Raw genomic sequence first — 13,373 nt, 5'->3', positions numbered from 1 at the left:
TGATGGAAATAGCACCACAAATAGCTCAGTTAGATGACTTCCAACAGCGCACCGATGCGCTGTGGAGGTATCTTTGACTATGAGAACAAGAAAGAACGCTTAGAAGAAGTCACACTTGAACTTGAAGACCCTGATGTATGGAATGATCAGGACAAGGCGCAAGCACTCAGCAAGGAACGCTCCTCACTCGAACACATCGTAAACACCATTGACGAACTTAAATCCGGCGTTGCTGATGCCAGTGATTTTCTACAAATGGCCAATGAAGAAGACGATCAAGACAGTTTAGATGAAGTTTTGCTGATGATCGCTGACATCGAAGCCAAAATTGAAAAGCTTGAATTCCAAAAAATGTTTTCGGGACCGATGGATGCCAACAATGCTTTTGTTGATATCCAAGCAGGTTCTGGTGGCACTGAAGCCCAGGATTGGGCTGAAATATTGCTTCGTATGTACCTGCGTTGGGTAGAATCACGTGGCTGGAAAGCTGAATTGATTGAAGTGTCCGCTGGAGATGTTGCAGGCATTAAATCGGCCACCATAAAGGTGGAGGGTGATTACGCATTTGGCTGGTTACGTACCGAAATTGGTGTACATCGTTTGGTTCGAAAGTCACCTTTTGATTCAAGCAACAAACGACACACCAGTTTTGCGGCGCTTTTTGTTTCTCCTGAAATTGATGACAGCTATGAAGTTGAAATTGACCCGTCAGACTTGCGGGTTGATGTGTATCGGTCTTCAGGTGCGGGTGGTCAGCATGTGAATAAAACTGAGTCAGCCGTTCGATTAACCCATGTACCAACCAATACGGTGGTCCAGTGTCAAAACGGCCGCTCTCAGCATCAAAATAAAGCCACAGCCATGCAACAAATGAAAGCCAAATTGTACGAATTGGAAATGCAAAAGCGCAGTGAAGAGTCGCAATCATTGGAAGAAACCAAATCTGACATTGGGTGGGGCAGCCAAATTCGATCTTATGTACTGGATCAATCACGAATCAAAGATTTAAGAACCGGTGTGGAAAACACCAACACCCAATCAGTTTTAGATGGTAACCTCGATAAATTCATTGAGGCCAGTTTGAAGCAAGGGCTTTGATTAAATCCTGAGTTTCAGGCCATAACCCTAACCATAAAGATAACACTAAATATCATGACTGAAGACAATAAACTCATCGCAGAAAGACGTGGCAAATTAGATGCCATCAGAACTGAGCGAAATGCTTACCCAAATCAATTCAGACGCAGTCATTTGGCTATCGATTTACACGCCAAATATGACGCAATAGATAAGGAAACTTTGGACCCACAAAATATTGAAGTTGCTGTAGTGGGTCGCATGATGAGCCAACGGTTGTTTGGTAAGGGCGGTTTTGCAGTCATTAAAGATGTGTCCGGTGACATTCAGTTGTTTGTGCAATTAAACGGCGTTGGTGAAGCGGTGTTCAGTGATTTTAAAACTTGGGACATGGGTGACATCGTTTACGGTAAGGGTGTTTTATTCAAAACCAAAACCGATGAATTGTCGGTCAAAGTGACTGAACTTAAATTGGTCACCAAATCATTGCGACCTTTGCCAGAAAAATTTCATGGTTTATCTGACCAAGAAACTCGTTACCGTCAACGATATGTTGATTTAATCGTGAATCATGAATCTGCTGAAGTTTTTAAAGTACGCTCAAAAATGGTTTCGCACATCCGGCGATTTATGGAAGATTTGGCATTCTTGGAAGTGGAAACCCCAATGATGCACATGATACCAGGTGGGGCGACGGCCAAACCATTCACCACCCATCACAATGCTTTGGACTTGGAACTGTATTTAAGGGTGGCACCTGAATTGTTTTTGAAACGCCTGACCGTCGGAGGTTTTGAAAAAGTGTTTGAAATCAATCGCAACTTCAGGAATGAAGGCGTGTCGACCAAACACAATCCTGAATTCACCATGATGGAATTTTATTGGGCTTATGCCGACTACAATGATCTGATGGATTTGACTGAACAATTGTTTAAGTCTTTGGCTGACCACGTTAAAGGCACCTACCAATTCAGCTACCAAGGCAATGAATTGGATTTTGCCAAGCCGTTCAGACGCCAATCTATGGCTTCATTGGTGGCGGAATACAGTGATGGTTTATCGGAAAATGACTGCAATAATTTGTCACTGATGCAAAAATACTGTGATGAGAAAGGTGTTTCATACAATAAAAGTTGGAAAAAAGGTGAGTTATTGGCTGAATTGTTCGATTTGTATGTTGAAGCCAACCTCATACAGCCAACTTTTGTGACAGAATATCCCATAGAGATATCGCCTTTGTCACGAAGGAACGATGAAAATCCTGAAATCACTGATCGATTTGAATTGTTTATTTGTGGAAACGAAATTGCCAACGGCTTTTCAGAGTTGAATGACCCAGAAGACCAGGCAGAACGTTTTAAACAACAGGTGGCGAATTTAGAAGCCGGAGACGATGAAGCCATGCATTACGATGCAGATTATATTCGAGCATTAGAATATGGTATGCCACCAGCAGCTGGTGAAGGTATTGGTATTGATCGATTGGTGATGTTGTTCACAGACTCAGCTTCAATTCGCGATGTATTATTGTTTCCGTACATGAAACCCGAGTAATAGAATGAGTGAAAGCCAAGGCATTCGATATGCCAGAAAATCAATAGAAGCATCTTGTTTATTGCTTTATAAAGGATATTCTTGTTTAACCCAAGTGATGAATATTTCTGCGTCTGGTATTTTGGTGGCACCTTTGGAAGATGAGCACATTGATGGCTTAGAACTGGGTTCAATTTGTATTTTAGAAATTGTGGTCAATGAAACCTTCAATTTACATGTGTCATCGAAAGTCACCCGCATTGCTGAGGGTGAAATTGCATTACATTACATTTCTATTCCAGAAGAGAAACAAGTGGCCTTGTGGCAATTATTGGGTGATCATGTCCATGAAGTGGAAGTTTTTGACACTTAATACGCTTTGACCGCCTATTTCAGTTTTTTTATGACCTCGGTGTTGTTGGCGTTGACGCCAGGACCTGATGTGTTGTTGGTGGTGACCATTGCTGCCAAAGAAGGCTTTAAAAAATCATTGCAGCTGACCTTAGGGCTTGCCAGCGGTGTTGTTTTTCATACTTCACTGATTATATTGGGCGTTTCTGCGGCAATCATTACCTATCCCCATGCAATGAAATTGGTCGCTGCTTTTGGCGCCGTTTATTTACTCTATTTGGCTTGGCTCACTTGGCAACATCGACAAGATGCAATTGACTCATCGGTACAAGAAATTTCAGGATCATACTATTGGCGTGGGGTGATCATGAATATTTCGAATCCCAAAGTCCTGTTATTCTTTCTGGCATTGTTCCCTCAGTTCGCTCAATTGGATGAGCCGGGCTATCATTGGCGTATTGCTATATTGGGACTGATTTTTATCGCTGTGACCATTATGGTTTTTGGTGGTTTGGCTTACCTTACCGCAAAAAGTACCCAGAGCTTTATGCAAAATCCCCGTTTCAAAAAGGGCATGGATTATGTCACCATCGGCGTTTTTATGTTGTTGGCTGGACTGTTGCTTTTTTCGGTGTTTTAAAATAAAAAGTCATTGGCTGTCATTCTGAGCGCAACCAAGTGTCGTCGAAGGATTTCCCACAGTCCACGCCATGCCCATCAACACCAGTCACCCGGTCAGCAGAAGATCCTTTGATACCGCTTTGCTTTCCTCAGGATGGCCACAGTTTGACAGTTTAAAACCTCAAACCCCACCGGTCTGGATGCTCCATAATTGATGGTAGCGACCTTGGTTTTTCAATAAGGTCTCATGGCTGCCTGATTCGATGAATTCACCATTTTCTAATACATGAATTTGATCGGCATGCACCACGGTTGATAAGCGGTGTGCAATCAAAATAATGGTTCGACCGTCGGCAATTTTTTTCAACGATCGTTGAATCGCAGCTTCGGTTTCATTGTCCACAGCTGAGGTGGCTTCGTCCAATATCAATATCGGCGGGTTTTTTAACAAGGCCCTTGCCAAGGCAATGCGCTGAATTTGTCCACCCGATAATTTAACCCCGCTTTCACCCACTGTGGTTTGGTAGCCTTGATCAAGCTTCACTATGAATTCGTGCGCTTCGGCTAATTTGGCCGCTTTGAGGACTTCAGCTTCTGTGGCTTGTTCATTGCCATATTGTATGTTGTCAAAGATGCTGGCATTGAATAGAAAAGTCGCTTGTGAGACCAAACCGATCTGCGAGCGCAAGGAGACGATGTTGATATTTTCTATCAACACACCATCCATTTTTACTTGACCTTGCTGGGCGTGGTAGTAACGCATCAGTAATTTAATGACGGTACTTTTACCTGATCCTGTTTGGCCAACAAAAGCATGGGTTTCACCCGCTTTGATAGTTAGATTAATCTGTTTTAAGGCGGCTGATGTTTGAGATTCATATTTGAAAGTGACATCTTCCATTTCGATGTTTCCAGATAAATCGATGTTTTCAGCTTGTGCATGGTCTTTGATGTGAATGGGTTCATCCAATAAGCCTAATATGCGACGTGCTGAGGCCATACCGCGTTCATAGAGATCCATGGTGTTGGCCAGGTCACGAAAAGGCCACAACAGCCTTTGAGTTAAAAAAACCAGCACGCCATAGGCACCCACTGCCAGATCCCCATTGAGTGTGTCTAACCCGCCTACAATAAATGTCGCCAGGAAGCCGGTCAATATCGCCATGCGGATGACGGGTGTGAAAGCCGACGAAATTTTGATGGCTGATTCGTTGGCCATGACATATTCGTCACTGATGGCGCTGATGCGCTTTTTTTCGTGACGTTCTTTGGTAAAGCTTTTGATGGTTGCCACGCCAGCAATGTTGGTGTTGATGGCACTGGCTATTTGCCCGGCCTTCTCCCGCACTTCTGCGTACCTGGGTTCGGCTTTGCGTTGAAAATAAAAAGCCCCCAGGATGATCACCGGAATGGGTGAAAAAGCCAACAGAGCCAGTTTGGTGGATATCAAAAAGAACACAGCACCTACAGCAACCACCGAAGTGACTACTTGTAAGATGTCATTGGCCCCTATGTTTAAAAAACGTTCCAATTGATTGACATCATCGTTCAGGATAGAAGTCAATCGTCCAGTGGATTGATCTTCAAAAAAACGCATGTCCATTTGTTGGATGTGCCCATAACAATCAACCCGAAAACGGTGTTGAATTTTTTGGGCCAACTCGCGCCAATTTTTCATGTATAAATATTGGAATATGGATTCGCCGGCCCAAATCAAAAATGTCAGAAAGCCCAGTAAATACAATTGTTCTTTGGGGTCAACAACGCCCAAATTGGCGACAAATGAATCTTCTTGATTAATAACCACGTCAATGGCGATACCAATTAAAATTTCAGGGGCAATGTCGAACAACTTGTTAACGATTGAGCAAACACTGGCCCAAATGGCCTGGCCTTTGAAGCCTTTACCATAAGAGAGTACTTTGAATAATGTCATAGTAAAACTGAGATTAATTTAATAACGGGTTAATGCGATGGTTTCGATTTCATTGTCATGAAAAAATTTAATTTCAGTGACGGTACCACCGTGGTGGGTGATGATTCCAGTATAGCGGCTGGCATCCAAGTCTGAAAATTCAAATTCAAATTTTCGGATCAGAGCAATTTTTCCCATCCTGGTTTTAAGTTTAATGCTTTTTTGCATCAGTGAATCATCGAGAAAAGCCCAGCCTTTTTGTTGAGTCAATTGTTTGCCTGCCGACCTGGATGCGTCTAAGGCACTGACTTGATTGGACCAATAATAGCCCAGTAAACCAAAGGCCAATAATAATGTGAGTTCTAACATGGTTATATTGTATAAGCTGAAGCATAAAAAAGGTGAGGTCTGTATCGGCTTCAGATAAATAAGTGATACAAACTTCAGAATGACAAAACCTGATATGTTGTTTCTTGACCAATATTCAATAACAATCAGCAATAATTCAGATAACAAGTGGCTAAACTGGCTGTGATTGGAATTTATTATCGACAAAGGTTATAATCGGTACAAACCTAACTTAAGCCAGCATTCTTGCTGGCTTTTTAGTCAAAACGACACATGCATGAAATAACATTGTGTCAAATCGTTACCATCATCCACATGATGGCGACCGCGGTAGAAAAATCCGCATTGAATCACTTCTGAGTGCTTAGGGGCTGTCTTGATACCAATCGAGATTTTGCTTTGGTGACTCTGAAGGTTTGATTGAAATATAATAATAATAAGAAAAGGAAAAAATATGAATAACGAAAATAATTTGAAAATTATAGAAAAATGCACCATTGCAGCCAGGGGCGGCATGACTTTATTGTCACAAGAGGAAGTTAACAAAATGATGGAAGTCGGTAAAGGCGGCGTCCATGAACTGTTCAGAAAATGTTGTTTGGCCGTTTTGAACTGTGATGCCAAAGAAGATGATGCGATGGCGGTGTTAGAACGCTACCCAGATTTTGATGTGACTTTAATTCCACGTGAACGTGGTATCCATTTGCGCTTTGTTAACGCACCTGCTCAAGCCTTTGTTGATGGTAAAATGATTTCAGGTATCAGGGATTCTATCTTCTCAGTATTGCGCGACATTGTGTTTCAAAGCACTGAAAAAGGTGTGGGGAATTATGATTTAGATGAATCATTTGACATCACCAACTTTGTGTTTGAAATTTTACGTCGTGGTGAAGTGCATCAATTTGGCACAGAGCCTAATTTAGTGGTTTGTTGGGGTGGGCATTCAATCAATCGTGTTGAATACCAATACACCAAAGACATTGGGTATCAATTGGGTTTGCGTGGCGCACACATCTGTACAGGCTGTGGCACAGGTGCCATGAAAGGCCCAATGAAAGGGGCCACTGTGGGCCATTCTAAACAAAGAATCAAAGACGGCAGGTACATTGGCTTAACAGAACCTGGAATCATCGCTGCTGAAGCCCCTAACCCAATTGTCAATCATTTGGTCATCATGCCAGACATTGAAAAACGATTGGAGGCTTTTGTGCGTTTGGGTCATGGCATCATCGTGTTCCCAGGTGGTGTGGGTACAGCGGAAGAAATTTTGTATTTGATCGGAATATTATCTAACCAGAAAAACCAAGGTGTACCGTTTCCATTCATCATGACCGGCCCTAAAGAATCAGCCGATTATTTTCATAAAATTGATGAGTTTATTCGATTTGCTTTGGGAGATGAAGTGGCCGAATTGTACGAAATCATCATTGATGATCCAGAAGACGTGGCGATTAAAATGATGGCTGGTATGGATCAAGTGAAATTGTACCGCACCAAAAATAAAGTCAGTTATTACTTTAACTGGGGTTTACATATTGACAGTTCGTTCCAATTCCCATTCATTCCATCACATGAAAATATGGCGGCTTTGGATTTGTATTTGGACCGCCCCGTCGAAGAGCTTTCAGCTTCATTGCGCAGGGCATTTTCTGGTATTGTGGCCGGAAATGTCAAAGAATATGGTGTGCAGCAAATCAAAGAAAAAGGGGTATACCAAATCAATGGTGATAAAGAATTGATGGAAAAATTAGATGACCTTTTGCAATCGTTCATTGCGCAAAAGCGAATGAAGTTACCTGGCAGTACTTACACCCCCGTGTTCGAAGTGGTGAAGTGATATTGAATATTACTTTAAAAATATTGACTGTAAAAAACCCAAGCCGATGTTTGGGTTTTTTTATACTTTAATATTTAGGTCAACAGGGTTATTTGTATTGTCCCATTAAACCCAATGGCCGTCCCTCCGAATCATTAAAAAAGGCCATCCATTCTTCAGTGCCATCATCATGAACATGGACTTTGTGTGGAGCATGACTGAATGTTATGCCTTTTTCGCTTAACTGCTGGTGGCTGTATTTAATGTCCTCGGTTTGGAAATAAAGGACTGATGCAGATTGGGTTGTTGAATCCTTGTCGTCGGCCTCGGAAAGCATAAGCCGAACGCCATTGAGGTCGAAAAACGCCAGTTGACCGTATGTGTATAAATGCTTGAGTCCCAGCACATCTTTATACCAAGTTTCAGATTGTGCGATGTTTTTGACCGTGCGTGAAATTTGTCCCAATGATTGGATAGGTGTTGCTTTTTTCATGTGTTGACTCCGGTGAAATGGACTGTCTTTGGGAGCACCCAAATAGTGTAGTAAGGATTTTTTGTTGCTGACTTGTCCATGGCTGTGAATGCGCAATTTTTCCACATCATTGGTGATGTGGTATTTGATTGTATTGATGCTGACTTGTAATTGTTCAGCCATTTGTGGGTTGGTCAAGCCATGTTGCACCAAACTCACAACACGCCACTCTGCTGGTGTCAAAATGTCTTGGTGTTGTGGCCTGCCTTTGGATTTCATCCAGATATTTTAACCACAAAAAGAATGCATTTCCCTACCTGTTTGATTGGTATAGTCGGATGATTTAACACAGCATCTTGAAAAGCGGACAAAGATCCACTGAATTGTTAACCTCAATTGAATCATTTGCCGGTTTAGTGCCAATTTTCAAACTCAATTATCTGCGTTGTTGGGGGTGTTTAGGGATTTGATTGTACCGATTTTAATCGTCCAATGATCTGCGATTGTATTGTCTTGATTGATCGCCTCGCTGCTTCCCAATGATTGGGGATCAATGGCTTTATGGTTGTCCTCGATGATGCGGCCATTGGCATGGTCTAAGGTGATTTGATCAAAAATGATGGTATGGTTTGTGCTGTTGATGCTGGTTTCACCAATCATCAGTTGGCCAAAATCGACAACTTCTTGCCCAGCCTGGTTCTGTATGAAGCCATCAATGACAGTTACATGTCCATTGATTTCAAAATTGTCTGGATGGTATTTAAAATTTTGCTGACCGCTTAAACTGCCTTTGGTGATAACCATGCCAGATTGTGCAGTTATCCAGCTTGCTAAATCCGGTAAATGAATCATTTCCAGGTTTAATTTTCCTTCTGTGTACAGTGGCGACAGGCCAAGTTCGCTGTTGATGGTGATTGTGCCATGCTGTGTAACCTGAATAATGCTGTGTAAAAGGACGGGTTCAGACTGGGTGTTGAATGAGGTGATTGCCAATGATTCTATATTGATTGGCAGGGTGGCAGCAACTTCACGGTCAATCAATTCAATCGGCCAATTTGTAATGTCAATTTGCTTGATGCTGACTGACCATGGTTTAACAGTGGATTGATTTTCAGTGGAGGACGGTGTATTGGATGCATCTGGTAAAGCCAAGGGCCAATTCAATTGCCAACTGGCTTGTCCAGAATGGAATCGATCCATTTTGATTTCTTTAGTTTCTGTATTGATTTCAAGTTGTTCCATGTTGGCTGACAGCCCAATCAGCTGAATTGAGTTATGCCACAGTGAACCCAAATTGTCGATTTGAATGTGATTGAAATTGAGCAATGGCTTATGTTGTAGCGGCCAATCAATTCGTCCTTCTGCCTGGATCAGACCGCTTTGGTTGTTAACCATCAGCTCATTCGGTAAGGCTTGATTCAGGGTGCTGGCTTGCCAATTATTTAAATTGATTTTACTCTGTAGGTGTTGTTGAGCATGGTTGTAATGTCCATTTAATGTGACAGATTCGCCATTTTCAGTGGTCATCGTAAGGTCAAAATAACTGTTTTCGTCGGTCAAGCTGAATTTGTTTTGTTTGATGGATATGTTTTGTATGTTCAGTTCAAAATCTTTTTTGATGTTCCCAGCTTGAAGGTTCATGAGTCCTTGATTTAATTCGATGTTGTTAATAATCAAATCAATGCTTTCTTCTGGATCGCTGGCTACTGAAAATTCTGGCAGCGCAGGTATGATGACTTGGCCTGATTCATCGGTTGATAAGGTGATGTTGGGTTGCTTCAGTATCAGATTTGAGAACTGCCATTGGCCCCAAAGTAAATTGAAGGGGTCAAAGTTAATGGCAGTTTTTTGACTGCTGTACCATGTTTGATGTTTACGATCTGTTAGTTGTAAATCTGACAATTCGAGGGTAAAGGTGATTGGATTGAACTTCAAGGAGGACCATTCGGCTTGCATCTCCAAGTGCTGCTGTATTTGAACATTCAAATGTTTTTCAATTAACTTTGGCGCATAGAAAAAACCAAACAACAAATAAAGTAACAACATCAGTAACAACCAAAAAGATGTGTATTTATACAGCCTTTTAATCATTTAAATATTGATTCATTATTTGCGCCAATTGCTGCTGAAATTGTAATCGCAGTGATTCAGGCGCGGTGATTTCAGCGGCAGTACCCAACCGCATCACATCGGCAATCAATTCCCTTTCATCATTATAGGGAATGTGCAACATCATATGAGTGTCATTCAATCGCTGCATTTTTTGCTTTGAGTGCCAATGCTCAAACACCGTCCAAGGGGCTTGTTCGGTGTTGATTTTGATGGCAGCTTGGTGTTTGACTTGACCGGAAAAAATACCATAGCTTTCGGCATAATGTGCACGCAAATCTTCTGCAGGCACCTTGTGTGCTCGTTCTATGTCGTTTTCTATGCTTTGTATCTGTTCTAAGGCAAACAAACGGATGCCATTTCTCAGGTGGCACCAGGCATCTAAATACCAAGCATTCTTATAACTGGTCAATCTTTGAGGTGAAACCAACCGTTGGGTGGTGTTTTTGTTGTTGCGAGTTTGGTAGCTGATGTTTAGTTTTTTTTCATTTTGCAGTGCTGTCATGGCTTTTTGAAAGACATTGGGATCGGGTTTTCTTGACAGGGCAGGGATGATTTGAATCATCCGTCGATTTTGAATGCCTTTTTGTTCCAATACTTTGTCGATGTTGTCGAGGATGCGTTGCATTGGTTTTTGTAGCGATTCAGACTGTAAATCTTCCAGTAATTGGGCCGCCATCAAAAGCCCTTGGGTTTCTTCTGCATTTAAACGGATGCCTGGTAAATCAAATTGCGCTGATCGGTCATAGTATACTCCGTTTTCGTCCGTCTCAATCGGCGCATTGAATTCATCACGCAGGGTGGCAATGATTCGATAAACCGTGGCTTGAGAACATTCCAATCTTTCCTTGAGGGTATCAATCGCCACGGCTGTGCGCCGTTCTTTAAGGATCTTATCCAGTAAGTATATGCGATCGATTTTTTTCATCAGGGTACAGTTTAACTCAATTCACTGTTGCTGTAGTTCTGCCAAGTTTTTAAACAGATCCAATGCCTCTGGATTGGCCAGCGCATCGGTATTGGCTACCGTTTTACCATGAATCACATCCCGTACTGCGATTTCAACAATTTTTCCACTGATGGTTTTTGGGATGGCATCGACAGCAATGATTTTGGCTGGTACATGCCTGGGTGTGGTGTTCGCTCTGATGGTTTGGCAAATTTTTAAGCGCAAGGCATCATCCAATTGATGGCCTGGTTGCATCACCACAAACAAGATAACCCGTGTGTCTTCCTCCCATTCTTGACCCACCACGATTGATTCGGTGATTTCATTCAAAGATTCCACTTGCCGATAGATTTCAGCGGTTCCTATGCGCACCCCACCAGGGTTTAAGGTGGTGTCGGAGCGACCATAAATAACCATGCCACCTTGTTCAGTGATTTCGGCACGGTCTGAATGACACCAAATGTTATCGTACTTATCAAAGTAAGCGGATTTGTATTTTTCATTGTTTGGATCTTGCCAAAAATAAACCGGCATTGAGGGAAAGGCCCGATCACAAGCCAGTTCTCCAGGTGCCCCAATGATGCTTTGCTGTTTATCGTCCAGAATTTTCACCGCCATGCCTAAACCCGTACATTGCAGCTGACCTGAATACACTGGGAGGTTGCTGTTGCCTAAAGCAAAACAAGAACATATATCGGTACCGCCAGAGATAGAAGACAAGCAGACATCGGCTTTGACTTGTTGATAAACAAAATCGAAACTTTCAGGCATCAATGGTGATCCGGTTGAAAAAATGGTTTCAAGTTGATCAAGCTGGTGTGTTTCAATCGGTTTGATCCCGGCTTTCTCTACCGCTGAAATCCATTTGGCAGAAGTGCCAAAGTGGGTGATGTCATGTTGATCCACTAAATCGAACAAACGATTGCCATCTGGATAAAAGGGTGATCCATCAAACAGCACCAAACTGGCACCAGTGGCCAATGTTGAGGTCATCCAGTTCCACATCATCCAACCACAAGTGGTGAAGTAAAACAGCCTTTTGCCTTCGGCCACATTGGCATGTAACATCAACTCTTTGAGGTGTTGTAACAGTATTCCACCGGTTCGATGTACGATGCATTTAGGCTTGCCGGTGGTGCCTGATGAATACAGGATGTACAAAGGATGGTCAAACGGTACGGGTGTGTATACAATCGTGGCCGTGGCATCAGTACCAACTAACCATTGATCGTAGTCAATACAGCCAGCAGGCAATTTATTTGCTTCGCCAGTAAAATTGATAATAACCGTCTGTTCAATGCTGTCGATTCGCGCCGCTATTTGTTCAACTTTGGCTAAACAATCATGGGTTTTGCCATTGTATTCATAGCCATCAACTGAGAACAAAACCTTGGGTTCAATTTGGCCAAATCGATCAACCACACCATTGATTCCAAAATCTGGCGAAGTTGAAGACCAGACAGCACCCAAAGAGGTGGTGGCCAACATCACCACAATGGTTTCGGCCAGGTTGGGTAAAAAGCCTGCCACCCGATCACCAACACCGACTTTGCATTCACGCAGTTTTTGTTGCACTTGCGATACTTGACTGGTCAATTGATCAAAGCTTAGCCTCTTCACTGCGCCAGATTCGGATTCAAAAATAATGGCATCGTCAGTGCCTTGATGTTTAAGCAAATTTTCTGCAAAATTCAGTGTCATGCCTTTAAACCACTGGGCATCAATCATGTGTCCTTCATCAATCAAGTCTGTATCGGCCTCAGCATGATAAATCACCCCACAAAAATCAATCACTGCCCGCCAAAATTCGGCTCGATGAGTGATTGAATAATCGTGTAACTCAGCATAATCACTGAGATTTAAATCATGCTGTTTATTCAACATGTCGGTAAATTGAGTTAATTGGCTGCTTGCCAACATGGCTTCAGAAGGTTGCCAAAGGATGCGATCTGACATGTTTACGTGGTACCTGAGTTAAAGCTTAGATTTTAACAACAATTGGATTTGAGTTTTGGGTTTAATGTAGATGAATTTTATTGTTCTGAAGTGGGTCTATAAAACATGTAAGTTCACTGAGCCTGTCGAAGTGCATGAGTTGATATTGGAGTATACCAACCTGCTAGAGACTTCGACAGGCTTGGTCGGCTTGCTCCTTAAGTTTGATCAATAACTTAGATTTGTC

At 42.3% G+C, this 13,373-nt stretch carries 11 protein-coding genes; 5 read left to right on the top strand and 6 right to left on the bottom strand.

The genetic code is table 11. The features are described from left to right. The first annotated feature begins 2 nt into the window (after window positions 1-2). The 4 genes from prfB to CCS90_RS09145 all read left to right on the top strand — a co-directional run bounded on the left by prfB (window position 3) and on the right by CCS90_RS09145 (window position 3,601). Window positions 3-1,098 (top strand): peptide chain release factor 2 gene (prfB, locus tag CCS90_RS09160; RefSeq protein WP_099019233.1). Its coding sequence is split into 2 segments (ribosomal slippage): window positions 3-74 and window positions 76-1,098, totalling 1,095 coding nucleotides; the frame shifts between segments, so codons are not numbered across the junction. Between the two features lie 54 nt (window positions 1,099-1,152). Then, on the top strand, window positions 1,153-2,631 hold the full coding sequence (gene lysS / locus CCS90_RS09155; RefSeq protein ID WP_099019232.1) for a lysine--tRNA ligase: 1,479 nt from the start codon (window positions 1,153-1,155) through the stop codon (window positions 2,629-2,631). 4 nt (window positions 2,632-2,635) lie between these two features. Further along, entirely contained in the window at window positions 2,636-2,983 is a 348-nt protein-coding gene (locus CCS90_RS09150; protein WP_099019231.1) for a hypothetical protein, read from the top strand. Window positions 2,984-3,013: 30 nt separating this feature from the next. Continuing rightward, entirely contained in the window at window positions 3,014-3,601 is a 588-nt protein-coding gene (locus CCS90_RS09145) for a LysE family translocator (RefSeq protein ID WP_099019230.1), read from the top strand. Between the two features lie 162 nt (window positions 3,602-3,763). Here CCS90_RS09145 and CCS90_RS09140 read toward each other — a convergent pair whose 3' ends face one another. Together CCS90_RS09140 and CCS90_RS09135 are read right to left on the bottom strand one after the other, a co-directional pair. Continuing rightward, entirely contained in the window at window positions 3,764-5,518 is a 1,755-nt protein-coding gene (locus tag CCS90_RS09140) for an ABC transporter ATP-binding protein (protein WP_099019229.1), read from the bottom strand. Window positions 5,519-5,536: 18 nt separating this feature from the next. After that, window positions 5,537-5,866, bottom strand: a complete 330-nt coding sequence (locus CCS90_RS09135; RefSeq protein ID WP_099019228.1) for a DUF3301 domain-containing protein — start codon at window positions 5,864-5,866, stop codon at window positions 5,537-5,539. Between the two features lie 433 nt (window positions 5,867-6,299). Here CCS90_RS09135 and ppnN point away from each other — a divergent pair, with 433 nt between their 5' ends. Further along, window positions 6,300-7,682 (top strand): nucleotide 5'-monophosphate nucleosidase PpnN, encoded by a 1,383-nt coding sequence (gene ppnN, locus CCS90_RS09130; protein ID WP_099019227.1) that lies wholly within the window; start codon window positions 6,300-6,302, stop codon window positions 7,680-7,682. A gap of 88 nt (window positions 7,683-7,770) precedes the next feature. On the opposite strand, the gene CCS90_RS09125 is transcribed toward ppnN, so the two are convergent. From CCS90_RS09125 to CCS90_RS09110, 4 genes are all read right to left on the bottom strand, one after another. Further along, window positions 7,771-8,412 carry a LuxR C-terminal-related transcriptional regulator gene (locus tag CCS90_RS09125; protein ID WP_099019226.1) on the bottom strand — a complete coding sequence of 214 codons (642 nt, stop codon included), beginning with the start codon at window positions 8,410-8,412 and terminating at the stop codon, window positions 7,771-7,773. Between the two features lie 153 nt (window positions 8,413-8,565). Next, window positions 8,566-10,224: a DUF748 domain-containing protein gene (locus CCS90_RS09120; RefSeq protein ID WP_099019225.1), complete on the bottom strand. Its 1,659-nt coding sequence runs from the start codon at window positions 10,222-10,224 to the stop codon at window positions 8,566-8,568. Continuing rightward, complete coding sequence (locus CCS90_RS09115) at window positions 10,217-11,170, bottom strand: helix-turn-helix transcriptional regulator (protein WP_099019224.1); 954 nt, start codon at window positions 11,168-11,170, stop codon at window positions 10,217-10,219. Before CCS90_RS09115 ends, CCS90_RS09120 begins: the two co-directional genes overlap by 8 nt. Window positions 11,171-11,191: 21 nt before the next feature. Further along, on the bottom strand, window positions 11,192-13,147 hold the full coding sequence (locus tag CCS90_RS09110) for an acetoacetate--CoA ligase (RefSeq protein ID WP_099019223.1): 1,956 nt from the start codon (window positions 13,145-13,147) through the stop codon (window positions 11,192-11,194). Window positions 13,148-13,373 lie beyond the last annotated feature (226 nt).

Origin of the sequence: Marinicella litoralis (assembly GCF_002591915.1) — a bacterium.
In the GTDB taxonomy this organism is placed as follows: Bacteria; Pseudomonadota; Gammaproteobacteria; order Xanthomonadales; family Marinicellaceae; genus Marinicella; species Marinicella litoralis.
This window is presented reverse-complemented; position numbering and strand designations above follow the sequence as displayed.